The sequence below is a fragment of the Streptomyces sp. TLI_053 genome (genome assembly GCF_900105395.1).
Lineage (GTDB): Bacteria > Actinomycetota > Actinomycetes > Streptomycetales > Streptomycetaceae > Kitasatospora.
Genome location: NZ_LT629775.1, coordinates 6,093,663 through 6,120,007, shown reverse-complemented (window position 1 = coordinate 6,120,007; position 26,345 = coordinate 6,093,663). Strand labels below are relative to the sequence as shown.

Genomic DNA, 26,345 nt, shown 5'->3' with positions numbered 1-26,345 from the left:
CTCGACGGCGGGCGGGTGGTCGGACGCGGATGCGGACGGAGATGCGGGGGTGCGGGCCCGGGTATGGCCCGGGCCGCCGTCGAGGATAAATCTGACAATGATCTCAACTCGGACGACACGCCGGAGAGGGCTTGACCTCAAGCGCGCTTCAGATTCGAGGATCGGACCGCACCCGACAGCCCGTGACAGGAGCGCCCGGCATGAAGGCAGTGACCGTCCCCCGGTTCGGCGGCCCCGAGGAACTGCGGGTGACCGCCGTGCCCGACCCCACCCCCGGCCCGGGCCAGGTCCGGGTCCGGGTCTACGCCGCCGGGGTGCAGCCGGTGGACCTCGCGATCCGGGAGGGCCGGGCGCCGTACGGCGTCGAACTCGTCCCCGGGCTGATCCCGGGCAACGAGTTCGCCGGGGTGGTCGACGCGCTCGGCCCGGACGTCGACGCCTGGACGGTCGGTGACGAGGTGCTGGGCTTCCGGGTGCTCGGCTGCGCCGCCGAGCTGGTCCTCGCCGACGCGGAGCGGCTGGTGCGCAAGCCGGCCGGGATGCCGTGGGAGCACGCCGGGGCGCTGTCCGCCTCCGGGCAGACCGCGCACGTCGCCCTCGAGGTGCTGAAGGTCGGCGCGGGCGACACCCTGCTCGTCCACGCCGCCGCGGGCGGGGTCGGCACGGTCGCCGTCCAGCTGGCCGCGGCCCGGGGCGCCACCGTGGTCGGCACCGCGAGCGAGCGCAACCACGAGCATCTGCGGGCGCTCGGCGCGATCCCGGTCGGCTACGGCGAGGGGCTGGTCGAGCGGGTCAGGGCGGCGGCGCCGCAGGGGGTGGACGCGGCCTTCGACGCGGCCGGGCGCGGGGCGCTGGAGGCCTCGGTGGAGCTGGTCGGCGACCGGTCCAGGATCGGCACCGTGGTCGACTACCAGGCGGCCGCGCGGCTGGGCGCCGTCGGCATCAGGGGCGAGCGGACGGCGGCGCGGCTGGCCGAGCTGGTCGGACTCTGGGAGACGGGCGGGCTGCGGCTGGAGATCGCCGAGACCTTCCCGCTGGAGCGCGCGGCCGACGCCCACCGACTGGTGGGCGCCGGTCACGTCCGGGGGAAGGTCGTCCTCGTCCCCTGAGGGAGCACCGGGCCGGGGTCGGCCCCCGCGCCCCGGCCGGGCACCGGGCCGCCGCGGGGCCGCGGGCGCCCGGGGCACGACGGTCCGGACCGCGGAGGGGGCGGTCCGGGCCGATTGTGTGTTTCCGCCGCTGACCAGGTAATGTCTTCCGGGTCAGCAGGCGCCGCTAGCTCAGTTGGTTAGAGCAGCTGACTCTTAATCAGCGGGTCCGGGGTTCGAGTCCCTGGCGGCGCACCGACGGTCGAAGGCCCCCTCGCAGCAGCGAGGGGGCCTTCGGCGTTCCGCCCCGGTCGCCGGCCCCCGATCGGGGCCGGCGACCGGGGCCGGCGACCGGGGGCCGGTCAGTGCGGGATCGCGGCGATCAGCTCGGAGGCGCCCTGCCGCTTGAGGGCCAGGGCGGTCGCGGTGCCGAGGTCCTCCGGGCTCAGCGAGCCCGCCCACTCGTGGGCGTCCAGGACCTGCTTGCCGTCCGGGGTGAAGACCCGCCCCCGCAGTGAGAGCCGCCCGTCCTCCTCGGCCTTGGCCCAGCCGGCGATCGGCGAGTTGCAGTGCCCCTGGAGCACGTGCAGGAACATCCGCTCGGCGCTCGCCTCGCGCCAGGTCGCGTGGTCGCCGAGGCCGGACACGGCGTCGATGGTGGCGGTGTCGTCGGCGCGGCACTGCAGGGCGAGGATCCCGGCGCCGATCGGCGGGCACATCACCTCGACCGGCAGCACCTCGCTGATCCGCGCCGTCTCGCCGATCCGCTCCAGCCCGGACAGCGCGAGCAGCAGGGCGTCCGCCTCCCCGGCCGCCAGCTTCGCCAGCCGGCTGTTGGCGTTGCCGCGGATCGGCACGTACTCCAGGTGCGGGTGGGAGGCCGAGAGCTGGGCCTGCCGGCGGACCGAGGAGGTGCCGATCCGGGTGCCGGGCGGCAGCTCGTCCAGGGTCAGTCCGCCGGGGTGGACCAGCGCGTCCCGGATGTCGTCGCGGCGCAGGTGGGCCGCGAACACGGTGCCGGCCGGCAGCGGGCGGTCGGCCGGCACGTCCTTGAGGCAGTGGACGGCGAGGTCGGCCTCACCGGCGAGCAGCGCCGCGTCCACCTCCTTGGTGAAGGCGCCCTTGCCGCCGAGCGCGGCCAGGTCGCCCGTCCAGCGGTCGCCGGAGGTGGTCACCGGGACCACCTCGGTGCGCACCCCCGGATGCAGGGCGGCGAGCTCGGCCCTGACCCGCTCGACCTGGGCGAGCGCCATCGGCGAGGAGCGGGAGACGATCCGGATCAACTCTGCGGTGGTCATTGCTGGATGATAGGTCGTCAGCGCGCCGTACCCGGAATCGGGTCACCCGGCCGGCGGTGCCGCCGGAACCCGGCCGGTGCGGGCGGGCGCGGGCAGTGCCGGCAGCCGGGCGATCAGGTGCTCGGCCACCACCAGGTTGATCAGCCAGCAGGTCCAGGCCGCGGTCGCGTACGCCTGCTCGAACGGGACGCCCGCGAGGTCCATCACCGGCAGCCAGACCCGCAGGGTCGCGGCGGCCATGATCAGCGCGAAGGAACGGATCGCCCAGGCGGCGTGCCGGCGGGTGTCGCGCCGCCGGGCGGCCCGCCAGGCCAGGGCCGAGGAGATCAGCAGCAGGAGGGCCAGCCCGGTGAAGCCGATCGGCGCGACCGGGCCGACCAGTCCTCTCGGCGCCATCAGCAGGCCGCCGACACCGGCGGCCAGGACGGCGAGCAGGTAGAGCCGGCCGGTCAGCCGGTGCAGCCCCGGGCGGCGGGTGCGCAGCCGGGGCAGGAACTGCCAGGGGCCCAGCAGGATCGCCACGACGCCGCCGCCCACGTGCAGCACGAGCGAGCCCCGGTGGGCCAGGTAGACGGCGCGCTGCTGGTCGAGGAAGACCTCCGGATCGAGGGTCAGGTAGCGGGCGGTGAACAGGGCGGTGAGGAAGGCGAAGAAGGTGACCGTCCACCAGCCCGCCCGGGCCCGGCCGGGGCGGGCCGCCCGGCGGGCGGCGGCGGAAGCGCCGGTCGTGCTGGGGTGCGGGGCGGTCGTGGTCGCCGTGGGGTGCGGGGCGGTCGTGGTCGCGGTGGAGTGCGGGGCGGCGGTCGGGACGCGGGGATCCGGAACGTTCATGGCCCGGACGCTACGGAGCGGGGCCGGTCGGCCGCGTCCGCCCGCCGGGGTCCGGCGGGCTGCTCCCGACGGACGGTCCGGCACCCCCGGAGGGGGCTGCGGGCCGGGGTTCACCCCCGGTCGGGCGGGGTCCGGAATACCCCACTGGAGCGATGCGCCGGGCGGGCGGCCGCCGCTACCGTACGGCCCGGCGCCCGCACCACCGCGCGGCGGCCACTCCCCCCGAACCGGAGCCGCCATGAGCCCGCCGCCGCACCCCCGGGCGATCCGGACCGCACCGGTCCCCCGGGCCGTTCCGGCCCCTCCCGCCACCGACGTCCCCGGCGCGCCCGGCATGTTCGACGTACCCGGTGCAGCCGCCGTCCCCGGCGTACCCGCCGTACCCGCCATACCCGGCGTACCCGCCGTACCCCGGCCCCGGGCGGCCGGAGCCGCCGCGGCCCGGTTCCTCCGCGCGGTCCGGGCGGTGCCGGCCGGGCACTGGGACCTCGCGCTGGCCGGCGGGTTCCTGCTGCTGATGGCCGTCGAACGGACCGGCTCCGCGGACCGCCTGCACGGCGGCCTGCCGCTGGCGCTGGCCCTGAGCACGGCGGTGGCCGCCCCGCTGGCGGTCCGGCGGACCAGGCCGCTGGCCGGCTACCTGGTCGGCGCGGCCGCGCTCTCGCTGGAGGCGCTGTTCGTGCTGCCCGGCACCGTCTCCCCGTACGCGGACCTGGTCGGCCTCTACTCGCTCGGCCTGTACGCGCCCCGGCGGCGGGCCTGGTTCGGGCCGTTCGCCGCCCTGCTCGGCATGGCCGCCTACTTCGCCGACCTCGGGCACGACTACCCGGTCATCCCGGCCGGGGTGCTCTTCCTCTGGCTGCTCGGCTGGGCGGTCGGCTACGGCACCGCGCGGCGGGCCGAGGAACGGGAGGCCGCCCGGTGGCGGCTGCGCCGGGAGGTGGTCGCCGAGGAGCGCGCCCGGCTGGCCCGCGAGCTGCACGACTCCGTCGGCCACACCCTGAACGTGGTGCTGGTCCAGGCCGGGGCCGCCCGTCGGCTGCTCGACCGCGATCCCGAACGCACCCGGGAACTGCTCTCCGGGATGGAGCACACCGGGCGGGACGCGCTCGACGACCTCGACCGGGTGCTCGGCCTGCTGCGGCGCGGCGGCGACGGCGAGTACGGCGACGACGGCGAGGGGGCGGCCCCGCAGCCGGGGCTCGCCGACCTGGAGCGGCTGGCCGGGCGGCTCGGCCAGGCCGGACCGAGGGTGCGGGTGCGGATCGACCCGGCGGCCCGGCGGGTGCCGCGCAGCCTGGACGTGTCGGCCTACCGGATCGTCCAGGAGGCGCTCACCAACACCGTCAAGCACGCCGGTGCCCGGACCGTCGAGGTCACCGTCCGCTGCGCCGGCGGGCGGCTCGCCGTCGAGGTGCGCGACGACGGCCGGGGCGCCCCGGCCGGGTACACGCCCGGCCGGGGGCTGCTGGGCGTGGCCGAGCGGGTGTCGATGCTCGGCGGCCGGGTCGAGCACGGGCCGATCGGCGCCGAGGGCCCGGGCGGACCCGCCGGATCCGACGGTCCCGACAGACCGGGCGGACCCGGGGGGCCCGACAGACCGGGCGGACCCGGGGGGCCCGGCGGCCCCGGCGGGTTCCGGCTGCGCGCCGAACTGCCGCTCCCGTGAGCGCCGCCGACGGGCCGGGCGGGCCCTGGGAGCCCGGCGGCCCCAAGGTGCGGGTCGTGGTCGCGGACGACGACGCGCTGCTGCGGGCCGGGGTCTCGCTGGTGCTGGAGACGGACGACCGGATCGAGGTGGTCGGCCAGGCCGCCGACGGGCTGGCCGCCGTCGCCCTCTGCCGGACGCTGCTGCCGGACGTGGTGCTGATGGACGTCCGGATGCCCGGGGTCGACGGGGTGGAGGCGACCCGCCGGATCGTCGCCGCCGGCCTCCCCACCCGGGTGCTGGTGCTGACCACCTTCCACCACGACGACTACGTGTGGGGCGCGCTGCGCGCCGGGGCGGCCGGCTTCCTGCTGAAGCGGGCCTCGGCCGAGCGGCTCGTCGACGCGGTGCACACACTGGCCGCGGGCGAGTCCGTGCTCGACCCGGCGGTCACCCGGGACCTGGTCGCCCAGGTGGTCGGCTCCGGTGGCGGCCGGCCGCCGCCGGAGCCGGAGGACACCCGGCTCGCCCAGCTGACGGCGCGGGAGCGGGAGGTCCTGCGGCTGGCCGCCGAGGGGCGTTCGAACCAGGAGATCGCGGCGCTGCTGGTGCTCGCCGAGTCGACGGTGAAGACCCATATGAAGCGGATCCTGGCGAAGATCGACGCCCGGGACCGCGCGCAGGCGGTGGCCATCTCCTACCGCGGCGGCCTGATGCCGCACCGGGGCCCGGCGGGCGGCTTCTAGCGGCTGTCCGGCCGAAGGGCGACAGGGGCCGGGCGGCGCCGGTCAGGCCGCGGGCCCCGGACGGCGGGCCGGGAAGCCGTGGGTGCGGGCGGCGAGCACGATCGCGAGCACGGCCAGCAGCAGGAGCAGCACCGCCCACGGGAGGGAGCCCGCGCCGAGCCGGTCCAGCAGCAGGCCGCCGGCCACGCCCCCGCCGGCCATCGCCGCGTTCCACAGGGTGACCAGCATCGTCTGCGCGGCGTCCGCCTGCTCGCCGCCCGCGTCGCCGACGGCGGTCTGCAGCAGGGTGGGCAGACCGCCCCAGCCGAGTCCCCACAGCGCGGCGGCCGCGTACACGGCGAAGGTGCTGCCGGCGGCCAGGCCGAGCACGGCGGCCGCGGCGGCGATCAGCAGCGCGCCGCCGACGGTGAGCGCGCGCAGCCGGCGCTGGATGTGCGCGCCGGTGAACCAGATGCTCAGCAGCGAGGCCGCGCCGAAGGCGAGCAGCACCGCGTCGGTGGCGCCGCCCATGCCGCGCCGGTCGAGGAAGGGCGCGATGTAGGTGTAGAGGACGGTGTGGGCGAGGACGAGGACGACGGTCACGGCGAGCACCGGGCCCACCCCGGGGACGGCGAGGGAGCGCAGCACCGGGGTCCGTTCGCCGCGGGCCCGGCCGGGCGCCTCGGGGACGGCCACGGCGATCCAGCCGGTCACCCCGACCGCGACCGCGGTCATCAGCAGGAACGGCACCCACCAGCCGAGCGCGTCGCCGAGGAAGGTCCCGGCGGGCACACCCAGCGACAGGGCGACCGGCAGCCCGGCCATCGCGACGGCGATCGCCCGGCCCTGGAGCGCGGGCGGTGCGAGCAGGCGGGCGTACCCGGCGAGCAGGGCCCAGGCGAGACCGGCGGCGACCCCGGCGAGGAAGCGGGCGGCCATGGTGAGCGGGTAGCTGCCGGACAGCGCGGTGACGGTGTTGGCGGCGGCGAAGCCGACCATGGCGGTGAGCAGCAGGCGTCGGCGGCCCCAGCCGGCGGTGGCCGCGGTGAGCGGGACGGCGGTGAGGGCGGTGCCGACGGCGTAGACGGTGACGGCCTGGCCCATGGCGGACTCGCCGACGCCGAGGTCGGCGCTCATCGCGGGCAGCACGCCGGCCGGCAGGGTCTCGGTGAGGGCGGTGACGAAGACGGCGGTGGCGAGGGCCAGCAGGGCGGGCAGGGGCAGCGTCGCCGGGGCCGGGGCGGTGGGTGCGGTGGCGGGCGGGGTGGTGGCTGGGGCGGTCCGGACGGTCGTCCGTGGCGTGGTCGGCATGCCGGTTATGCTCGAACCCTCACATTGATGTGAGGGTCAACGCGACCGGCTGTGAGGTGGGGCACATGCGGATCGGCGAGCTGTCCGAGCGGACCGGGGCGTCCCGGCGGCTGCTGCGGTACTACGAGGAGCAGGGGCTGATCGTGGCCGGGCGCTGCGCCAACGGCTACCGCTCCTACGACGGGGCGACGGTGGACCGGGTGCTGCAGGTCCGGGGGCTGCTGGACGCGGGGCTGCCGACCCGGATCATCAAACAGATCCTGCCCTGTCTCGACAAGCCCCGCACCATCCACTTCGAGCACGCCACCCCGGAGATGATCGCCACCCTGGAGCGGGAGCTGGCCGGGATGAGCGAGCGGATCTCCTGTCTGACCCGCAACCGGGACGCGATCGCGGAGTACCTGGAGGCGGTCCGGGTGGACCGCTGAGCGGCGGGTGCGTCCGACCCACCGCCGCCCAGCGGTCGGCTCTCGTGCTTCAGCCTTCGCCCGGGGGCGGGTCGGCCGTCAGCGGCGGAAGTAGGAGTCGAAGTTCTTCGAGAACTCCCGGCCGCCGAACTGGTCCCAGTTGATGGACCAGGTCATCAGACCGCGCAGGCCGGGCTGGGCGCCCGCCCTGGGCACGTAGCTCCCGCAGTTGGCGAGCTTGGTGAGGCAGTCCAGCGCCTTGTTGACCTCGGCCGGGGCGACGTAGCCGTTGCCCGCGTTGGTGGTGGCCGGCATGCCGATGGCGACCTTGGAGGCGGGCAGCGGCGGGAACACGTTGTTGGTGTTGCCCGCCACCGGGAAGCCCTTGAGCAGCAGGTCGGTCATCGCGACGTGGAAGTCGGCGCCGCCCATCGAGTGGTACTGGTTGTCCAGGCCCATGATGGAGCCGGAGTTGTAGTCCTGGACGTGCAGCAGGGTCAGGTCGTCGCGCAGGGCGTGGATGACCGGCAGGTAGGCGCCGGCCCGCGGATCCTGGCCGCCCCAGGGGCCGGAACCGTAGTACTGGTAGCCGAGTTGGACGAAGAAGGTCTCCGGCGCCATGGTCAGCACGAAGTTCGGGCCGTACTTGGCCTTGAGCGTGCGGATCGCCGAGATCAGGTTGACGATCACCGGGCTGGTCGGGTTCTTGAAGTCGGTGTCGCCGGTCTGGAGCGACAGCGAGTGGCCCTCGAAGTCGATGTCCAGGCCGTCCAGGCCCCACTTGTCGATGATCGCCGAGACCGAGCTGACGAACGCGTCGCGGGCGGCGGTGGTGGTGAGCTGCACCTGGCCGTTCTGGCCGCCGATCGAGATCAGCACCTTCTTGCCCTTGGCGCGCTTGGCCGCGATGGCGGCCTTGAAGTCGGCGTCGGACTCGACGGTCGGGCACTCGGTGGCCGGGCAGCGGTTGAACCTGATGTCGCCCGAGGTGACGGAGGTCGGCTCGCCGAAGGAGAGGTTGATGAAGTCCCACGAGTCCGGGACGTCGGCCACCCGGGTGTAACCGGCACCGTTGGCGAAGCTCGCGTGCAGGTAGCCGACCAGGGCCTTGGAGCCGGGCGGCGGGGAGGTCGGGGTGCCGGTGGGCGTGACGGTCGGGGTCACCGTGGGGGTGACCGTCGGCGTCACGGTCGGCGTCACCGTGGGGGTGACGGTCGGGGTGACGGTGGGCGTCGCGGTCGGGCTGGGGGCACCGGGGCCGTCCAGCGAGACGTCGTCCGCGTAGTAGGTGCCCTGGCCGTACCAGCCGTGGGTGTAGACGGTGGCGCTGGTCTGGGTGGCGCCGGTGGTGAAGGCGACACTCAGCTTCTGGTACGCGCCGCCGGTGCCGGGCGTCCAGGTCGAGGTGCCGCCGTCCACGCCGAGGTAGACGTACGAGCCCTTGACGTAGGCGCTGAGCGTGTAGGCGGTGTTCGGCGCGACGGTGACGGTCTGCGCGCAGCGGGCGCTGTCGCCCGCCGAGGCGGCCCCGGCGAGGGCGTAACTCCCGCCGTGGGACTGGCCGGTGACGACGCTGCCGGTGCCGCCGGAGCAGCTCCAGGGACCGAGGGCACCGCTCTCGAAGCCGCCGTTGACCAGGAACTCCCCGGCCGAGGCGCTGGGCGCGAGGCCCAGGGTGAGGCCGACCATGGTGGCGGCGGCGACGGCCGAGGCGGTGCCGGCGGCCAGCAGGGCGCGCGGCCGGCGGCGGCCGGACGCGGGCAGGGTGACGGTTGATCTGCGCATGTGGGGGACTCCTCGCGGAGGCGCGGGTGTGGGGGTGTCCGGGGCATGCCCGAGCGCGCACCGGTGGTGGGGGAACGGTGCGGCCGAGCAGGAGAGTTGGACTAGACCACTGAAGTGGATCCGGCCGTACGGTGTCAATGGTCCAGACCGGTTCGGACCCCGGGAGCGGCAGGTCGGGGGCGGTCCGAGGTCGGTCCCGGGGGCGGTCCCGGGGCGGGGAGCGGCAGGCCGGGAAGGGTTCCGAAAATCCGGAATCCCTTGCTCCGGTTGCCGGGCGTGATCTCCGGCCGAAGCATGGAAGGGTGACGTCGCCCGGCTACCTCCGCCACCCCCACCTGCGCGGGGGCCTGCTGGCGTTCACCGCCGAGGACGACGTCTGGATCGCCCCGCTCGACCCCGGCGCCGACGGCACCGTCACCGGCACCGGCCGGGCCTGGCGGATCAGCTGCGACCGCACCCGGGTCAGCCACCCCAGGCTCTCCCCCGACGGCCGCACCCTCGCCTGGACCGGCTGGCTGAGCCTCGCCCCCGAGGTGTGGACCGCCCCCGTCGACGGCGGCGAGGCCCGCCGGCTCAGCCACTGGGGCAGCCAGGACACCCGGCTGCGCGGCTGGCTGCCCGACGGCGAACTGCTCGCCGTCACCTCCTACCACGAGCCCTTCGGCCACTACACCTGGGCGCACGCCCTTCCCCCCGACGGCGGCCCCGCCCGGCGGATGCCCTGGGGACCGGTCGGCGACGCCCAGGTCGGCCCCGCCCACACCGTCCTGCTCACCGGCGCCGCCCCGCACGAACCCGCCGCCTGGAAGCGCTACCGGGGCGGCGCCACCGGCCGGCTCTGGGTCGACGGCGAGCGGATCCTCGCCGACCTCCCCGGCCACCTCGCCTGCCCGATGCCGGTCACCGCCGCCGACGGCGACCGGATCGCCTTCCTCTCCGACCACGAGGGCATCGGCAACCTCTACTCCTGCCGCCCCGACGGCAGCGGACTGCGCCGGCACACCGACCACGCCTCCTACTACGCCCGCGAGGCCGCCACCGACGGCACCCGGATCGTCTACCAGCACGCCGGCGACCTCTGGCTGCTGGACGGCCTCGACGCTCCCGCCCCGCGCCGGCTGCGGATCCCGCTCGGCGGCGCCCGGGCCGGTCGCCGCCCCTACCGGGTCACCGCCGCCTCCCACGTCAAGGACCTCGCCTGCGACCGCACCGGCCGGGCCGGCGTGATCACCGTGCGCGGCAGCCAGTACTGGCTCACCCACCGCGAGGGACCGGCCCGGGCGCTCGCCGACACCCCCGGCGTCCGCACCCGGCTGCCGGTCGTGCTCGCCGGCACCGGCGAGGCCGCCTGGATCACCGACGCCGAGGGCGAGGACGCCGTCGAGATCGTGCCGCTGCCCGGGCACGAGCAGGCGCCCTCCCAGCACGGCCACCGGGTGCTCGCCGCCGGGCGGCTCGGCCGCGTCCTGGAACTCACCGCCGCCCCCGACGGCGCCCTGCTCGCCGCCACCTCCTCCGACGGACGGCTGCTGCTGGTCACCGCCCTGGACGGCACCGTCCGGGAACTCGCCGCCTCCGGCCACGGCCCGGTCACCAGCGCCCGCTTCTCCCCCGACTCGCGGTGGATCGCCTGGTCCCAGCCGGCCGCCGGCCGCTCACTGCGCCGGATCCGGCTCACCCGCACCGACACCCCGGCGCCGGTCGTCGACGTCACCGACGGCCGGTTCGAGGACGAGCAGCCGGCCTTCACCCGGGACGGCCGCTACCTGGCCTTCCTCTCCTGGCGCGGCTTCGACCCCGTGCACGACGTGCACACCGGTGACCTCTCCTTCCCGCTCGGCTGCCGCCCCTACCTCGTCCCGCTCGCCGCCGGCACCCCGTCCCCGTTCGCCGCGCCCGACGAGGACCCCGCCCCGCACGGCGACGGCGGCGGCGACGGCACCGTGCACGTCGACCCCGAGGGCATCGGCGGACGGCTGATCCAGTTCCCCGTCCTGGCCGGCAAGTACTCCGCCACCGACTCCGTCCGGGGCGGCCTGGTCTGGCTGCGCTGGCCGATCTCCGGCACCCTCGGCCAGACCTTCACCAACCCCGACGACACCTCCGGCCGCCCCTCCCTCGAGTACTACGACCTGGCCCGCGGCAGCCGCTCCACCCTCGCCGACCGGCTCGACGGCTTCGCCGTCTCCGGCGACGGCGGCTCGGTCGCCGTCTACTCGGCCGGAACCCTGCGGATCGTCCCGGTCGCCGCGCCCTCCGGAGCCACCACCGTCGACCTGCGGCGGATCACCCACACCGTGCACCCGGCCGAGGAGTGGCGGCAGTCCTACGCCGAGGCCGCGCGGATCGTCCGGGACCAGTTCTGGGACGAGGGGATGTGCGGACTGGACTGGCCCGCCCTGGTCGCCCAGTACGAACCGCTGCTGGAACGGATCGCCGGCCCGGACGACTTCGCCGACCTGCTGCGCGAACTCCTCGGCGAGCTCGGCACCTCGCACGCCTACGTCACTCCCTCCCGGCGCGGCGAGGGCCCCTCCCTCGCCCAGCAGCCGGTGGGCCTGCTCGGCGCCAACGCCCGCCGCTCCCCCGACGGGCACTGGCTGGTCGACCGGATCCTGCCCGGCGAGTCCTCCGACCCGCGCGCCCGCGCCCCGCTCGCCACCCACGGCGTGCACGACGGCGACGAACTGCTCGCCGTCGCCGGGCGGCCCGTCGACCCGGTGCGCGGACCGCTGCCGCTGCTCGCCGGCACCGGCGGGACCAGCGTCGAACTCACCCTGCGCCGGGGCGGCCCCGACGGCACCCGGCGCCGGATCACCGTCACCCCGCTCACCGACGAACGGCCCATCCGCTACCAGGACTGGGTGGTCAAACGGCGCGCCCTGGTACGGGAGTTCAGCGACGGCCGGTGCGGCTACCTGCACATCCCGGACCTCGGCGGCTCCGGCTGGGCCCAGTTCAACCGGGACGTGCGGCGGGAGATGGACAAGCCCGCGCTGGTCCTTGACGTGCGCGGCAACGCCGGCGGCAACGTCTCCGAACTCGTCCTGGAGAAACTCACCCGCCGCGTGCTGGCCTGGGACTTCAGCCGCGGCCGGGAACCCGTCCGGTGGCCGCGCGACGCGCCGCGCGGGCCGGTGGTGGCACTCGCCGACGAGGCCACCAGCTCGGACGGGGACGTCGTCATCGCCGCGATCCGGCTGCTCGGACTCGGACCGGTGGTCGGCAACCGCACCTGGGGCGGCGTGGTCGGCATGACCGGACGCCACCTGCTCGGCGACGGGACGCAGATCTCGGTGCCGAAGAACGCCTCGTGGTTCACCGGCGGGCTCGGCTGGTCGATCGAGAACCGGGGCGTCGAACCCGACGTGCACGTGATCCGCGCGCCCAGGGACTGGGCCGCCGGGCGGTACCCGGAGCTCGTCACGGCGGTGCGGCTGGCACTGGAACTGCTGGAGGACGCCCCGGCCGCGGTGCCGCCGCCGGGAGACACACCGCGGCCGGACCTGCGGCGGCCGCCGCTGCCGCCCCGGGAGCGGTGAGCGGCGGCCGGGCGAACCCGAGTGTCAGCCCCAGGGGTCGCCCTCGGCGGTCATGTCCTGGCGGGCCCGCTCCTCCGCCTCCCGCTCGCCGATCGCGGCCGACTCCCGGGCCTCGCGCGCCTTCTCCGTCTCGGAGCCGAACGCGTCGGCCGCCTCGTCGTGCGCGAGCGCGGCCCGCTGGGCGGCGTCGTTCATCGCGGTGCCGTCCTGCTCGGCGCCCCCGCCGAGCGAGGACCTGGCCTCCTCGGCGGAGTGCTGCGCCTTGTGGCGGAACCTGTCGAAGATGCCCATGACTCCTCCTCCGGGCGAATTCCGGTTTGCCCCCACTCTCACACCGCAGTGCCGGGCCCGCACCCGCTGGCATTGAGCCCTTGGTCCCTGGTGGTGGGCGCCGAAAGGCCGTGGCCGGGGAGGCGCGGCGGGCGCAGGGTGGGAGGCGTCAGCCGGTCCCGCCCACCCCAGGAGCCCGCCGTGACCGTCGCCGCTCACCCCCGTGTCCCCCGTCCGAGTGAGGACCCGCACGGCGGGCCGCGCCGGCTGGTCGGTTCCCTGGCCGCGCTCGGCGGGCGGCATCCCGGCGCCCACGACCTGCTGCTGATGCAGTGCACCGGCTCGCTGCTGCCCGTCGGCGGCGGCGAACTCCCCGCCTGGGCCCGCTGGGTCCTGCGCGCGCACCCCTGGGTGACGGTCGCCCGGGCCCCCTCCGCGGCGGGATCGCCCGCGGACACGCCTTATCCCGTGCGCTGCACCCGGGACGCCTCGGCCGGCGCCGAGACCTGGATCCCGGTCACGGTGCGCGGCCCGGACTGCGGGCAGCGGCTCGACGCCCTGGCCCCCTGGGCGGCGGTCGCCCGCACCCTGCGCCCGGAGCAGCTGCCGGAGCGGCTGGGCCTGCTGCCTCCCGCGCGGACCGCCGCGATCCCGGCCCTGGCGGTGCTGCCCGCCGCCGGGGAACTGGTCGCGGACCACCGGCTGGCCTGGGGTCCGATCGGCGCGATCGCCTACGAGCTGGCCACCGGCGAACCGGTCGCCGGACCGCTCAGCCCACTGCGCCTGGTGCTGCGCGCCCCGCAACCGGTCAGCCGCCGCGACGCCCTGCAGTTGCGGCGGGCGCTGAGCCGCCTGCGGGTCCCGCTCCAGGCCGAACTGGAGACCCGCCACGGCGCGGTGCAGCTGGCCGAGTACGCGGCCTCGCCGCTCACGGTGACCCTGCTCACCCCGCACGGCCCCCGGGAGGTCCACGACCCGTGGTTCCCCCGGGAGTTGTAGACCCCGGGCCCGGCCGCCGCACCCAGCGGCCGAGGACGACCAACGGCTCCTCGAACGGCTGCCGGGCGAGGTAGGCGGCCGACCAGGCGACCGACCTGCCAGTCCATGAGGACGACGTCGTGGCCGGTGGTGAGACCACGCTCACGGCCTACCATCAACTCCAGGCCCTCGCCCTCTCGCAGGCCGAGTCCGTGGCCCTGATCAATCGGACGAGAGAGGAATTGCCGTGACCGCAGAGCCTCAGTGGTTCACATCGTCCTACAGCAGCAATGGTGGCGACTGCATCGAGGTCGCGCGGAACCTGGTCGCCTCCGGCGTCGTACCAGTGCGCGACAGCAAAGACGCCGCCGGGCCCGTACTCGGCTTCCCGATCGAGGCCTGGCAGTCGTTCGTTTCCGCCGTCCGGGCCGGGGAGTTCGGGACGGTCTGACGTTGGGGCCCGCCACCCGACGCATCGGGTGGCGGGCCTCCGTTCACGCCTCAGCCGCTGACGCTGTTGGTGCCGGTCTCCAGGTGGCCGGTGAAGCGCTGGGACCAGGTGGAGTCCACGTTCACCGTCACGGTGAAGTCGTACCAACCACCGTTGTAGGCAACGGCGTTGAAGTAGTCCGTCACGCTGCCGCCGGCCGGGACCTGGTACGTCCAGGGGCCGTCGGTGCGGTAGTTGGTCGAGGTGATGGTGAAGGTCATCGCCGTGGTGCCGGTGTTGGCGAGCTTGAAGTACACCGCCGGCTTGCCGGTGCCGGGCTCGACCGCGTACGAGCACGTCACGGCCGCGTTCTTGCCCGCCTTGTTGGCGTCGCCCTTGAAGCGGCGCAGGAAGCGGTTGGGGCCGACCACGCTCAGGTCGTAGGGGCCGCCGCCGAAGCCGGTGCCGCAGTTGAAGAAGTCACTCTGGTTGCCGCCGGGGTCGACGGTGTACTGCCAGGGGCCGCCGCTGCGGTAGGCGTTGGCGTACGCGGAGAAGTGGGCGGACTTCGTCGCCACCGCACCCTCGTTGACCATCTTCAGCCAGACCTTGATCGCACCCGCCGAGCCGTACTCCAGGTGGTCCAGGTTGGCGTTCGGCTGGACCGGCACCGCGCGGGCCTGCCGGGTGCCGGACTCCTGGGTGGGGAGCTTGTTGTCGATCGGGGCCGGGTTGGGCAGCGGGCCGCAGCTGGACATGCCGACCACGGCGCCGGCCGTGTCGGGCAGCCCGGGCAGCCCGTAGACGGGGTTGGCGAAGTCGAACAGGCCGGTCAGGTCGCCGCAGACCCGGCGGCGCCAGTCGCTGATGTTGACGCAGTTGGCGGGCTTGCCGATGGCGGCGGTCCACTTCTCCAGGAAGCGCAGCACCGAGGTGTGGTCGAACACCTCGGAGGAGACCCAGCCGCCGCGGGTCCACGGGGAGATCGCGATCATCGGGACCCGGAAGCCGAGGCCGATGTTGGTGCCGCCGTAGAACTCGCCCGGGGTGCCGGCCGGGGCGGCGGGCGGCGGGACGTGGTCGAAGAACCCGTCGTTCTCGTCGTAGTTGAGGAAGAGGACGCTGGAGTTGAAGACGTCCGCGTTGGCGTTGAGCGCGTCGATCACCCGGTGGACGAAGTGCGCACCGTCGGCCGGGGTGGCGTAGGGGTGCTCGGAGACCTCCTGGTTGGGGACGATCCAGGAGACCTGCGGGAGGGTGCCGGCCTGCACGTCGGCCTTGATCGCGGCGACGATGTCGTCCGGGGTCTTCCCGGTGACCTTGGGGACGGAGCCCATGCCCTTGACGGCGAGCGGGCTGCCGGCCGGCGCGTTGGCGAACTGGGTGAAGTAGGCGAGGGCGTTGTCGCCGTAGTTGTCGGCGGCGTTCTGGTAGACCTTCCAGCTGACGCCGGCGTTCTCCAGCGCCTCGGCGTAGGTCTGCCAGCGCAGCCCCTTCTCGTCGCCGCCGTCGTAGGCCGGGCCGCCCGCCGCGCCGGTCGGGTCGATCTGGCCGGACCAGTGGTAGGTGCGGTTGGGGCCGGTGGCGCTCAGCGTCGAGCAGAAGTAGGCGTCGCAGACGGTCCAGTTCTCGGCGAGCGCGTAGTGGAACGGGATGTCCTGGCGGGTGAGGAAGCCGAGCGGGCGGTTGTTGCCCTTGGCCGCCACCCAGGAGTCCATCCTGCCGCCGTTCCAGGCCCGGTGCTGGTCGCCCCAGCCGTGGGCGAGGTCGCCGTTGCACTGGGCGAGGCGCTCCGGGTCGGCGCCGCCGGCCGGCTTGGTGAGGCTGAACTGCCACGGGTACTGGCGGCCCAGGCCGTTGGGCTGGTTGAAGACGGAGTAGCCGCCGGCGATCTGGATGGCGGAGCGGTCGGCGAAGCCGCGGACGCCGCGCAGCATGCCGAAGTAGTGGTCGAAGCTGCGGTTCTCCTGCATCAGGATCACGATGTGCTTCGCGTCGGCGAGGGTGCCGGTCTGCGACAGCGCGGCCGACGGGGCAGCGGCGGGCACTTCCCCCGGCGTCCCGGCGGCGGGGGCGGCCCCGGCGCCGGTAGTGCCGGCACCGGCCGCGGCGAGGCCCGCGGCGGCGGCACCGGACAGGGTTACGAACTTCCTACGACTCAACTCGGACATCAGTCCGGCCCGTCCCTTCACTGGCGAGGTTGTGCACACAACTCGGGCCCACTCGATCGCGCAGCATCTTCCACCCGCCCGGAACGGCCCGGCCAGAGGTCGGAGGCAGGTTTGTCGGACTGTTCCCCCGGCCGTCACCGAACGACCGGGAGCTGAACGCCGGTGCGGCCCCACCCACACCCCATCATCATTTGAACATGTTCAAATGGCGTGCCACACTGGCCCGACCATCAACCGTGGGGGGATTCCATGCAGATGACACGCCTGGCGGCCGGGGCCACGTCCGTCGTGCTGGCCGTCGCCGCGCTGACCGCCTGCGCCGCCCGGCCCGGCGACGGCGCGGACCCGGCCGCCGCGCCGGAACCCGCCGCCACCGGCGCGGCCGGAGAACTCGCGGCAACGGCCGAGGTGATGGGCAGGGCCGGCAACAGCCGGATCCGGTTCCACGTGGCGGCCGAGGGCCTGTCGACCACCGGGAGCGGGTACGCGCAGTGGAACGGGCGCCCCGCCCTCCAGTACTTCGACGGCAAGCAGGGAACCACCCGCATCGTCGGCGGCGACCTCTACTACTCGTTCACGGCCGACGCGGCCGGGCAGTGGAGCGTCCTGCCCCGGGAGGAGGGGAGCCCGCCCCCGATGCACCTCTCCACCCTCGCGATGGAGCACGTCGCCGATCCGGTGGCGGAGCTGCGTCGCGCCGCCCGCCGGGCAGACGTCACCGACCGCGGCACCGAGAGCGTGGCCGGCGCCCCCGCACAGCACTTCCGCAGTTCCTCGCCGCTCCTCCCCCGGAGCGGCGGGGCCGGACACGGCCTCTTCGACGGGTTCGCCGACTACCGGCCGCCGCTCGGCGCGACCTGCACGGCGGACTTCTGGATCAACGAGCGGCACGAACTCGTCCGGCTCACCCTCACCCTCTCCGCCGACGAGAAGAGGCAGGAGATCGAGGCCGACTACAGCGAGCCGGGCAGCGCCCCGGAGATCGCCGCGCCGGCCTCTGCCACCCCGATGCTCTGAGCGGCCGACCGGTCCGGCTCTGCCTGCGGCTCAGTCGTCCTTGACCGTGATGCCCAGGGCCTGGGCGAACTGCGGTGCCAGTTCGAGGAGCTGGGTGGAGCCGATCAGAGCGCCGCGCAGGCCCAGATGGCCGTCGGGAAGGTCGAGCGAGACCGCCCCGCGCAGGTCGACGCCGCTCAGGGTGGCGCCGCGCAGCCGGACCTCCTCCAGGGTGGAGCCGGGGAAGGACACCCCGGTGAGCTTGGCGTCGCCGAAGTCGACGTCGCGCAGCAGGCAGTCCTCGAACACGACGTCGCGCAGGACGGCGGCGCGCAGGTTGACCGCCTCCAGCTTGCAGCCGCGCAGCACCACCCGGCGCAGCGCGGCGCCGTGGGCGGCGATGCCGGCCAGGACGCCGCCGGTGACGGCGCTGTCCTGCCACTCGCTGTCGACGAGGTCGCACGCCACCCAGCGGCTCGCCTGCGACCAGACCTCGTTGAACCGGGCCTGGCGGAGCTTGACGCCGCTCAGGGCGACGCCGGTCAGGGCGCACTCCAGGAAGGTCGCGCCGGCGGCCGACTGGTCGGTGTACTCGCCGCCGTCGAAGTGGACGGTGTCGTAGCGGTCGTCGCCGCGCAGCGGCCCGCGGTGCGGGACCAGGTGGTCCGCGTACGGCAGGTCCTCCAGGCGGTCGGGGACGTGCTGGGGCTTGGACGGCGGCATGGCGGCGGCACCTCGTGGTCGGCGGCGGACTGGTCCTCGTCCGCATGCTCGCACGGGGCACCGACAGTGCCGGGGTGCACGGCCGTCCCGGGAGCGGGCGGCGCGAGCGGGCACGGCGGTGGCACGGTGGGGCGCCCACCGCCGGCCCTGCTCAGGTGCGCCTCGAAGGGCGGGAACGCACGTGGGGCGGCCCGGTCGCCGGGGTTCCGGCGACCGGGCCGTCCACTGCCGTGCGGGAGGAGGATCAGCCGGCCAGGCCGTTCCGCCACAGGGTGTTGACCCGGCTGCGCTCGGCGCTGTTCGGGTTCGGGTTGGTGCAGGAGGTGCCGGGGCCGCCGCCGGACATCAGCTCGCTGCACGGGCCCGAGTAGTGGTCCGGCAGGCCGAGCACGTGGCCGGTCTCGTGCGCGACGACGCGCAGCGAGCTGTACTGGCGGTTCTGCGCGTAGTCGAGGAAGACGTAGCCGCGGCCGTGGCCGTCGGTGCTCGCGTAGGAGCCGCGCGAGTCGTTGCCCTCGTAGTAGCGGAAGTCGGCGGCCGAGCCGGAACGCAGCTGGACGTTGGTGACCGAGCTGTTCCAGATCTGCGCGCTCTGGGCTATCTGGTTGCGGAAGGTGGGCGCGCTGCTGGCGTCGTAGGTCACGGTGACGGCGAGCAGGAACGGGTTGGCGGCCTGCTTGGCCCGGGCGGACGCCATGACGGCCTCGAAGAACGCCTTGTTGTTGGCGTCCTCGGTGGGCGAGCCGGCGTAGGCGGAACCGGAGGCGGTGTAGCCCTGGGTCGGCGCGGCGGCGGCGGTGGTGGTCGGCAGGACGGCCAGACCGGCGGCGAGCGCCAGTCCGACGGCGGCGGAAAACGTGCGCGTGACACGGTTCATGTGGGGGCTCCCGTTCAAGGACCGAGGGATTTGGGGGTACTGCGGGGTACTGCTGGTTACTTCGGGTGGGGGTACCGCGGTGGTGCGGGCGCGCCGGACCGGCCGGAGGGGCGGCCGGGCGGCGTGCGTCGGGGGGCCGCCCGCCGGACGGGCGGGCCGCGAGTGGTCGACCGGCGGGCCCGCGGCCGGCGGGCACCGGCAGGTCAGCGGGTCGGCAGGTCAGCAGGTCAGCGGGTCAGGAAGCCAGCGGGTCAGCAGACCGGCGTCAGCCCGCCAGGCCGTTGCGCCAGAGGGAGTTGACCCGGCTGCGCTCGGCGCTGTTCGGGTACGCGTTGGTGCAGGACGGGCCGGGGCCGCCACCGGACATCAGCTCGCTGCACGGGCCCGAGTAGTGGTCCGGCAGGCCCAGCACGTGGCCGGTCTCGTGCGCGACCACCCGCACCGAGGAGTACTCCTCGTTCTGGGCGTAGTCGAGGAAGATGTAGCCCCGGCCGTGGCCGTCGGTGCTCGCGTACGAGCCGTTGTCCGGGTCGTCGCCCTCGTAGTAGGCGAAGTCGGCGCCGGAGCCCTGCTGGAGCCGGACGTTGGTGACCGAGCCGTTCCAGATCTGCGCGCTGCGGGCTATCTCCGACGCGAAGGAGGGCGCGCTGCTCGCGTCGTACGTCACCGTGACGGTCCGCAGGTACGGGGTGGCGGCCTGCTTGGCCCGCGCGGACTTCATGACGGCCTCGTAGAACGCCCGGTCGTCCGCCTTGCCGCTGCTCTTCGCGGCGGCGCCCGGGGTGTACCCGTGGGCGGCGGCCGGACCGGGAGCGGTCACCGGGGCGGCGGTGGCGGCGGCGGGCAGGGCGGCCGTTCCGAGGGCGAGGGCGATTCCGAGCGCGAGGGAGAGCGTTCGCGGCACGCGGTTCATGTGGGGGCTCCGATTCGCGAGTGCGCCGCGGACGGTGGGGGCCGGACCGCGGGCATCGGATGAATGCTTGCTGCCCACAGAGCTTCGGCCAGGCCGGCGGCCCGGCGGATGATGTCAACCGGCGATAGCCCGAACCAATCACCCGCGCCCGCCGGGCACCGCTTCGGGAGATCGCCGGAAGATCGCCCGGAAGATCGCCCGGGAGTCGGCCGGGTGTCGCCCGGGGGTCGTCCAGGAGTCGTCCGGGAACCGCCCGCGCGGTCCGGCGCCCGCGCCCCTGCCGACCCGACAGCCTGTCATGTCCCTGGCGTCATCCCGTTTTGGCCGTTACGCTCCCCTGTGTGGAGCTCGACGTGAGACATCTACGGGTGCTGTGCGCGATCGCCGACACCGGAAGCCTCCGCAAGGCCGCGCTGCAGCTCGGGATGACCCAGCCGTCGCTCACCACCCAGCTGCACCGCATCGAACGGGCTGTCGGCGGAACGCTGTTCACCCGGGAGCAGACCGGCAGCCGGCCGACCGCGCTCGGCCACTCCGTGCTGTCCAGAGCCAGACCGGTGATCGCCGAGATGGCCGCGCTGGTCGCCGCCGCACGCCAGGAGGCCAGGGAGGCCGCCGGCGGCGAGCGGGCCCGCCGGCTGCGCATCGGCAGCGTCGGCAGCCGGGCCGTGGCCGCGTGGCTGCGCCGGGTGCACGAGCGGCTGCCGGAGACCGACACCACGATCCAGATCGACATCTCCGCCAACGCTCTGCTCCGGATGATCGCCGCCGACCAGCTGGACGTGGCCTTCGTGCACGAGAGCGAGGGCTTCCCGGTGCGGCTGCCGCCGGACGCCGAGCACCGGGTGCTGCTCGCCCGCGAGCCGCAGTTCGTCGCGCTCACCTCCGGGCACCCGGCGGCCGCGCGGCAGGTCGTCCGGCTGGCCGAACTCGCCGATGACACCTGGATGGTGGACCCGACCGCCGACCACGAGTACGCCGCCATGCGCCGGGTCTTCCGCGCCGCCGGGCTCAATCCGCGCGTGGTCCAGGTCCGGGACAACGCCACCGCCGCCGAGCTGGTCGCCTCCGGCGAGGCGGTCCGCCCCTGCCAGCCGACCTCACTGCCCGGACCGGGCACCGTCGTCCGGCGGCTGCACGGCGACCCGCTGACCGTACGGCTGCTGCTGGTCTGGCGGCCGCGCGCGCTCGGCCGGCCGGCCCGCGAGGCGCTCTACGAGGAGTTGCGGGCGGCCTATCTGGACCTCGCCCAGGCCAGCCCCGCCTACCGGGCCTGGCTGTCCGGGCACGGCGAGATCCTGCACGGCCTGCTGGGACCGTCGACGGCCGACCCGCCGCACGCGGACGGCCCGGCCGCGGCGGGCGTCGGCGCCGGATCGGGCACCGCCACCGGATCGGCCCTCGCCGCAGGATCGGGCACCGCCGCCGGATCCGCCCTCGCCGCCGCGGCGGACGTCGTCACCGGCGCCGTCGTGGCCGGGCGGGGCAACGGGACCAGGCCCACCCCCGCGAACAGGTCGAACGGCGGCGCCACCGTCCCGGCCGGCCCGGCCGCGCTCGCTCAGCGCTCCCTGGCGTGCAGCACCACCCCGGTCGCCACCGTCAACGCCGTCACCAGGCCCGCCACCAGGACCCCGGAGCCGCCCGCCGCCGTACAGGCGAGCACCGCCACCGAGGCCGCCGGCAGCAGCAGCATCTGAGCCGCGCCGGTCTTGCTGTGCCGGGAGTGCAGCGCCCACACGGTGAGGAGGTAGAGCGCGGTCGGCACGGTCACCGTCGCGGTGGCCGCCGTCTCGGACACGTGCGCCTTGTGCACGGCCGATTCGACCGCCACCTCCAGCCCGGAGCCGATCGCCGCCGCCGCCCCGAAGACCAGGTAGTGGCCGTACCCCCACAGGAAGGCCTGCCGGTTGGAGCGGAGGTGGTCGTGGACCGGCCGGGCGAAGTAGATCCACCAGGCCGAGAAGCAGATCAGCAGACCGCCGCCCGCGACCGGCAGCAGTCGCCCCAGCCCCTCGTGCTCGTCCACCGCGGACTGCACCGCCACGGTCGCCGCCGCCACCGTCTCACCGAGCACGATCAGGGTGAACAGGCCGTACCGCTCGGCGATGTGGTGCGGGTGCCAGGTGGTCTGCATCCGCAGCTCGGCGACCACCGGCACGGACAGCTCGGCCAGGATCCCGATCGGGATCACCACCGCCCGGACGTCGTCCGGCAGCACCAGCACCACGGCCCAGCCGATCTGGCAGAGGGTGATCCCGGCGGCGTAGCGCAGCGCCACCCCCCGGGCCGGCCCCTCCTCGGAGGCGGCCGCGCGCAGCCACTGGGTGACCATGGCCAGCCGCATCACCACGTAGCCGACCACGGACAGCACGATGTCCTGGTCCGCGAAGAGCCGCGGCACCCCGGCGGCGAGGATCAGCACGCCGGCGATCTGGACCAGGGTGGTGACCCGGTACGGCACGTCGTCGCAGTCGTAGGCGGAGGCGAACCAGGTGAAGTTCATCCAGGCCCACCAGATGGCGAAGAACGCGAAGAAGTACCCGCTCAGTCCGTCGCCCCAGTGGCCCTCGGCGAGGTCGTGGGCCAGCTCCCGGCCGGCCTGGCCGACGGCGACCACGAAGCAGAGGTCGAAGAAGAGCTCCAGCGGGGTGGCGACCCGGTGCGGCTCGTCCCGGCTGCGCGGGACCATCCGGCGCACCGGGCGCGGGTCGCCGTGGTGCGGGCCGGCGTGGTGCGGTGGGGGGACTGCGGCGGACTCGCTGCTCATCGACGGTTCTCCGGGCTCCGGACGGGCGGGCTGACCCGCCGCATCCTGGCAGCGCGCAGCGTCCCGCGCACGCACCGCCGCCCGCTCCGGCGCGGTCGGCGGAGCACTCCGATTGCCCCGCAACAGCCCGATTTGCCCTGTCGTCAGCGAGAGTTGACGCCTCGGTGCGCGAACCGGGTGACAGCACGGCGGGTTTCCGGGCGCGCCCCGCGCGGTAGGGCGCGAGGGCCGGGACGGCCCCGCTAGATTCGTCCCGGTTCGAAGCGAACGGGGTCCGGGGACGGACCCCACGACACGGGCGGCCTGCGGGCATCGCGGAAGGTCAAGGCGGGTGGCAGGACAGTGGGGGCGGCAGTGCCGGTCCCTCCGTGTCCGTACCACCGGCCTCGTGATCACCGCGCTGCTCGCCAGCGCCTGCCGTGCGCTCGCCGGCCTCCGCCGCGCGCCCGCCCCTGCTGCGGCCGCGCCCCCGACGACCGCCCCGCCCCCGGCGGCTACTTCTCCCAGCCGACCTTGGTGTAGTCCGTGCTCGCCAGACCGAAGGCGCCGTAGTTGGCGAGCCCCTTGCGGGCCGCCACCACGGTCGGCCGCTGGTACAGCTCGAAGGTGTGGCCGAGCTCCCAGATCTTGGCGTCGGCCTGGTTGTAGAGCTTCGCGGCCTCCACCGGGTCGATCGTGCCGGCCGCCTTCTTCAGCAGCCCGTCGATCTCCTCGGTGCCGAGCTTGGAGTAGTTGCCGAACACGTTGTCGCCCTGCGGCAGCCGGAAGTTGGTCAGGCTGCTGGAGAGCGGGAACGAGTCGGTGTTGCGCCAGCTGGCGATGTCCCACTTGCCGGGGTTGACGTACTTGGTGAAGAAGTCGTTGGCCGCGACCTTGTCGACCTCCACCTTGACCCCGGCCTGCAGCCACATCGCCTGGGCGGCGGTGGCGAGGTCGACCTGGGCCTGCGGGGTGGACTCGTTGAGCACCCAGTGCAGGGTCAGCGACTGGCCGTCCTTGGTGCGCGGCTGCCCGCTGCCGGCCTCCTTCCAGCCCGCCTCGTCCAGCAGCTTCTTCGCCGCCGGGACGTCGAACTTCGCCCACTCGCCGGAGTTGTCCTGGTAGCCCGCCTGATTGGGCATGAAGATGTGGTTGCCGAGCGGCTTGAACTCCACCGGCACACCGTTGTTGGCGATCTTGATGAGCGCGTTGCGGTCCAGCGCCTTGCCGAGCGCCTGACGCACCTTCTGATCCGCCAGCGCGCCGCCGCCGCCGAAGGAGATGTGCACCTCGTCCCAGGGGCTGGCCGAGCGGATCACCGCGTCCTTGGCGTCCTTGAGCTGCCCGTACGCGGTGGCGGTGCCGGCCGTGGCGTAGTCGATCTCGTTGTTGAGGAAGGCCTGGGTGGTCGCGGACTGCGACATCACCCGGAAGACGATCCGCTCGGCCTTGGGCTTGGCGCCCCACCAGTTCGGGTCCGGGACGAGAGTGAGGGTCTGCGCGGTCTTGTCGGCCGAGCCGATCTTCAGCGCGCCGGCGGTGATCGGGACCTTCTCCACCCAGCCCTTGTTGAAGTCGTCGGCGGTGGCGATCCCGGCGGCCGGGATCAGCGGGCGGAAGAGGTTCTGCCAGTCCGCGTACGTCTCCGAGAAGGTCACCTTGACCTCGGCCGGGTCGGCGCCCTGCTCGACGCCGGAGATCAGCTCGTAGCCGGCCGAGTCGGCGATGTTGTAGCCGTCCTTCTTGCCGTTGCTGGCCTCCCAGTCGGCCTTGAAGTCGAGGTAGCTCAGCGGCTTGCCGTCCGACCACTTGGCCTTCGGGTTCAGCTTGTAGGTGACCACCTGCGGCGAGGTCGAGGTGACCTTGGCCTCCACCAGGTAGTCGGCGTTCGCCTTGAAGGTGCCGGTCTCGTCGGTGCTGAAGAGGTCCGGCTCGACGGTGCGCATGATCTCGACCGCGTCGCCGTACCGCCCGTCCACCTGGAACGGGTTCCACTGGGTGATCCACTGGTAGAGCGGGAAGCGGACCTCGCCGCCGTCGCGGATCTGGTCCACCGTCTTGGCGTTGATGTCGATGGACCCCTGCCCCGGCGCCGCGCTCTTCACCGCCGTGTCCGCCGAGCCGCCTCCGCCGGAGCTGCACGCGGTGGCCGCGAGGGCGACGGCGAGAGCGAGGACGGCGGCGCGGCCGAGTCGGCGTCCAGGCATGGCGGAAGCGTGCATGAGGGTTCCCCCCGTGAGGTCCGGCGAGCGGTGAGAGATGAGCGTCGCGAGGTGTGGCGAGGCTTGAGCGTGGGCAGCCAAGTCGGTGCCGGGGACCGAACGTAACAGCCGATCAGGACGAGTACCAGGGGGCGTGGTGGACACCTGATCCAAACGAAACGGGGCGCAACACGACCGCAATACCGCGGCCGCGCGCCGGTGCCAGACTCTGACCTGCGAGCTTTCCTGAGCACGGTCAAGAGCCCCGCCCGGGGGCCCCGCACACCCACCGCCCACCCGCCGAGCGCCCACCACCCCCGGGCACCCCCGCTCCCCCACCCCCGACCCGAAGGCCACCCTCCGATGCCCACCAGACGCGTCGGCCCCGCCCCCACCCCGGGCGGCCGTTGATGCTCCGTTACCTGACCAAGCGGTTCGCCTACTACGCCGTCCTGCTGGTCGCCGCCGTCTTCCTGGCGTACGCGCTGGCCGGCGCCGCGCTGCAGCCGCGCGTCTACTTCGAGGCGAAGGTGCCGCGCCCGGCCGCCGCCTCGGTCGAGCGCCAGCTCACCGACCTCAACCTCAACGACCGCACCCCGGTCGTCGAACGGTTCGGGCACTGGGCGGGCGACCTGCTGCTGCACGGCGACCTCGGCCGCACCATCCACGACACCCCGGTGATGGACGACTTCCGCCGCCGGGTCTGGGTCTCGCTGCGGCTGCTGCTGATCGGCAGCCTGCTCGGCATGGTGCTCGGCGTCGCCGCCGGGGCGTGGAGCGCCGTGCGCCAGTACCGGATCTCCGACCGGCTGCTCACCGTGTTCTCCTTCGTCCTGCTCTCCACCCCGGTGTTCCTGGTCGCCCTCTTCCTCAAGAACGGCGCCATCGCCGCCAAGGACGCCGTCGGCCACGAGGTCGTCCCCTTCACCGGGTACGAGACCCCCGGCCTCGGCGGCGGACTCGGCGCCCACCTCGCCGACTGGGCGCTGCACCTGCTGCTGCCGACCCTCTCGCTGGCGCTCGGCGGCCTCGCCACCTACAGCCGCTACCAGCGCGGCACCATGCTCGACGTGCTCGGCTCCGACTACCTGCGCACCGCCGAGGCCAAGGGCCTCACCCGGGGCCGCGCCCTGATCAAGCACGGACTGCGGACGGCGGTGATCCCGATGTCGACGATGTTCGCGTACAGCTTCCTCGGCATCTTCACCGGCGCGGCGTTCACCGAGACCATCTTCGGCTGGCACGGCATGGGCGAATGGTTCATCCAGTCCGTCAACGAGCAGGACGTCAACGCGGTCGTCGCGGTCAACCTGTTCGCCGCGGTCGTGGTGCTCGCCTCCGGCTTCCTCGCCGACACCCTGCACGCCGCCCTCGACCCGCGCGTGCGGTCCTGAACCGAGGA

Annotated in this window: 20 protein-coding genes, 1 tRNA gene and 2 pseudogenes; 12 read left to right on the top strand and 11 right to left on the bottom strand. The window is 74.5% G+C overall.

Translation table 11 applies throughout. From position 1 onward, the window contains the following. Nucleotides 1–200: 200 nt before the first annotated feature. Together BLU95_RS25290 and BLU95_RS25285 are read left to right on the top strand one after the other, a co-directional pair. A complete protein-coding gene (locus BLU95_RS25290; RefSeq protein WP_093862012.1) occupies nucleotides 201–1,109 on the top strand; it encodes an NADP-dependent oxidoreductase in 909 nt (302 codons plus the stop codon). 160 nt (nucleotides 1,110–1,269) lie between these two features. Then, nucleotides 1,270–1,343, top strand: a tRNA-Lys gene (locus BLU95_RS25285). A gap of 107 nt (nucleotides 1,344–1,450) precedes the next feature. Here the strand turns inward: BLU95_RS25285 and hemC are convergent. Both hemC and BLU95_RS25275 read right to left on the bottom strand, forming a co-directional pair. Then, the gene (hemC, locus tag BLU95_RS25280; protein WP_093862011.1) at nucleotides 1,451–2,386 is read right to left on the bottom strand and encodes a hydroxymethylbilane synthase; all 936 of its coding nucleotides are present in this window, start codon (nucleotides 2,384–2,386) and stop codon (nucleotides 1,451–1,453) included. 42 nt (nucleotides 2,387–2,428) lie between these two features. Then, the gene (locus BLU95_RS25275) at nucleotides 2,429–3,217 is read right to left on the bottom strand and encodes a DUF2306 domain-containing protein (protein ID WP_093862010.1); all 789 of its coding nucleotides are present in this window, start codon (nucleotides 3,215–3,217) and stop codon (nucleotides 2,429–2,431) included. 238 nt (nucleotides 3,218–3,455) lie between these two features. On the opposite strand from BLU95_RS25275, the gene BLU95_RS25270 reads away from it, so the two are divergent. Then, nucleotides 3,456–4,886, top strand: coding sequence for a sensor histidine kinase (locus BLU95_RS25270; protein ID WP_093862009.1), 1,431 nt, complete (start codon nucleotides 3,456–3,458; stop codon nucleotides 4,884–4,886). After that, entirely contained in the window at nucleotides 4,883–5,611 is a 729-nt protein-coding gene (locus BLU95_RS25265; protein WP_231977774.1) for a response regulator, read from the top strand. Before BLU95_RS25270 ends, BLU95_RS25265 begins: the two co-directional genes overlap by 4 nt. Nucleotides 5,612–5,653: 42 nt before the next feature. On the opposite strand, the gene BLU95_RS25260 is transcribed toward BLU95_RS25265, so the two are convergent. Beyond that, nucleotides 5,654–6,901: an MFS transporter gene (locus tag BLU95_RS25260; protein WP_093862008.1), complete on the bottom strand. Its 1,248-nt coding sequence runs from the start codon at nucleotides 6,899–6,901 to the stop codon at nucleotides 5,654–5,656. A gap of 65 nt (nucleotides 6,902–6,966) precedes the next feature. On the opposite strand from BLU95_RS25260, the gene BLU95_RS25255 reads away from it, so the two are divergent. Next, nucleotides 6,967–7,329 carry a MerR family transcriptional regulator gene (locus BLU95_RS25255; RefSeq protein ID WP_093862007.1) on the top strand — a complete coding sequence of 121 codons (363 nt, stop codon included), beginning with the start codon at nucleotides 6,967–6,969 and terminating at the stop codon, nucleotides 7,327–7,329. A 78-nt stretch (nucleotides 7,330–7,407) separates the two neighbouring features. Here BLU95_RS25255 and BLU95_RS25250 read toward each other — a convergent pair whose 3' ends face one another. Further along, nucleotides 7,408–9,093 carry a chitinase gene (locus BLU95_RS25250; protein ID WP_093862006.1) on the bottom strand — a complete coding sequence of 562 codons (1,686 nt, stop codon included), beginning with the start codon at nucleotides 9,091–9,093 and terminating at the stop codon, nucleotides 7,408–7,410. A 302-nt stretch (nucleotides 9,094–9,395) separates the two neighbouring features. On the opposite strand from BLU95_RS25250, the gene BLU95_RS25245 reads away from it, so the two are divergent. Further along, entirely contained in the window at nucleotides 9,396–12,635 is a 3,240-nt protein-coding gene (locus BLU95_RS25245) for a S41 family peptidase (protein ID WP_231977773.1), read from the top strand. A gap of 24 nt (nucleotides 12,636–12,659) precedes the next feature. Here the strand turns inward: BLU95_RS25245 and BLU95_RS25240 are convergent, their stop codons facing one another. Further along, entirely contained in the window at nucleotides 12,660–12,926 is a 267-nt protein-coding gene (locus BLU95_RS25240; protein ID WP_093862004.1) for a hypothetical protein, read from the bottom strand. Between the two features lie 180 nt (nucleotides 12,927–13,106). Between BLU95_RS25240 and BLU95_RS25235 the strand changes: the two genes are divergently transcribed. The 3 genes and pseudogenes from BLU95_RS25235 to BLU95_RS25230 all read left to right on the top strand — a co-directional run bounded on the left by BLU95_RS25235 (nucleotide 13,107) and on the right by BLU95_RS25230 (nucleotide 14,334). After that, nucleotides 13,107–13,904, top strand: a complete 798-nt coding sequence (locus BLU95_RS25235) for a phosphoribosyl-dephospho-CoA transferase MdcG domain-containing protein (RefSeq protein WP_093862003.1) — start codon at nucleotides 13,107–13,109, stop codon at nucleotides 13,902–13,904. Nucleotides 13,905–14,044: 140 nt separating this feature from the next. After that, a pseudogene (locus BLU95_RS45610) lies at nucleotides 14,045–14,134 on the top strand (DNA-binding protein); the annotation flags it as partial. Then, nucleotides 14,131–14,334: a DUF397 domain-containing protein gene (locus BLU95_RS25230; protein WP_093862002.1), complete on the top strand. Its 204-nt coding sequence runs from the start codon at nucleotides 14,131–14,133 to the stop codon at nucleotides 14,332–14,334. The pseudogene BLU95_RS45610 and the gene BLU95_RS25230, both read left to right, overlap by 4 nt. A 50-nt stretch (nucleotides 14,335–14,384) precedes the next feature. On the opposite strand, the gene BLU95_RS25225 is transcribed toward BLU95_RS25230, so the two are convergent. Next, nucleotides 14,385–16,484, bottom strand: a complete 2,100-nt coding sequence (locus tag BLU95_RS25225) for a phosphocholine-specific phospholipase C (protein ID WP_093862001.1) — start codon at nucleotides 16,482–16,484, stop codon at nucleotides 14,385–14,387. A gap of 249 nt (nucleotides 16,485–16,733) precedes the next feature. Between BLU95_RS25225 and BLU95_RS25220 the strand changes: the two genes are divergently transcribed. Beyond that, on the top strand, nucleotides 16,734–17,501 hold the full coding sequence (locus BLU95_RS25220; RefSeq protein WP_093862000.1) for a hypothetical protein: 768 nt from the start codon (nucleotides 16,734–16,736) through the stop codon (nucleotides 17,499–17,501). 30 nt (nucleotides 17,502–17,531) lie between these two features. Here the strand turns inward: BLU95_RS25220 and BLU95_RS25215 are convergent, their stop codons facing one another. The 3 genes from BLU95_RS25215 to snpA (BLU95_RS25205) all read right to left on the bottom strand — a co-directional run bounded on the left by BLU95_RS25215 (nucleotide 17,532) and on the right by snpA (BLU95_RS25205) (nucleotide 19,993). Continuing rightward, a complete protein-coding gene (locus tag BLU95_RS25215) occupies nucleotides 17,532–18,203 on the bottom strand; it encodes a pentapeptide repeat-containing protein (RefSeq protein WP_093861999.1) in 672 nt (223 codons plus the stop codon). 244 nt (nucleotides 18,204–18,447) lie between these two features. Next, nucleotides 18,448–19,080, bottom strand: a complete 633-nt coding sequence (gene snpA, locus BLU95_RS25210; protein ID WP_093861998.1) for a snapalysin — start codon at nucleotides 19,078–19,080, stop codon at nucleotides 18,448–18,450. A 265-nt stretch (nucleotides 19,081–19,345) separates the two neighbouring features. Further along, nucleotides 19,346–19,993, bottom strand: coding sequence for a snapalysin (snpA, locus tag BLU95_RS25205; RefSeq protein ID WP_093861997.1), 648 nt, complete (start codon nucleotides 19,991–19,993; stop codon nucleotides 19,346–19,348). Nucleotides 19,994–20,346: 353 nt separating this feature from the next. Between snpA (BLU95_RS25205) and BLU95_RS25200 the strand changes: the two are divergent. Next, nucleotides 20,347–21,285: pseudogene (locus BLU95_RS25200) on the top strand (LysR family transcriptional regulator); the annotation flags it as partial. Nucleotides 21,286–21,554: 269 nt separating this feature from the next. On the opposite strand, the gene BLU95_RS25195 reads toward BLU95_RS25200, so the two are convergent. After that, nucleotides 21,555–22,763: a low temperature requirement protein A gene (locus BLU95_RS25195; RefSeq protein ID WP_093861996.1), complete on the bottom strand. Its 1,209-nt coding sequence runs from the start codon at nucleotides 22,761–22,763 to the stop codon at nucleotides 21,555–21,557. A gap of 494 nt (nucleotides 22,764–23,257) precedes the next feature. After that, a complete protein-coding gene (locus BLU95_RS25190) occupies nucleotides 23,258–24,949 on the bottom strand; it encodes an ABC transporter family substrate-binding protein (protein WP_231977772.1) in 1,692 nt (563 codons plus the stop codon). Nucleotides 24,950–25,353: 404 nt separating this feature from the next. Between BLU95_RS25190 and BLU95_RS25185 the strand changes: the two genes are divergently transcribed. Next, nucleotides 25,354–26,337: an ABC transporter permease gene (locus tag BLU95_RS25185; protein ID WP_093861994.1), complete on the top strand. Its 984-nt coding sequence runs from the start codon at nucleotides 25,354–25,356 to the stop codon at nucleotides 26,335–26,337. The last annotated feature ends 8 nt before the right edge of the window (nucleotides 26,338–26,345 follow it).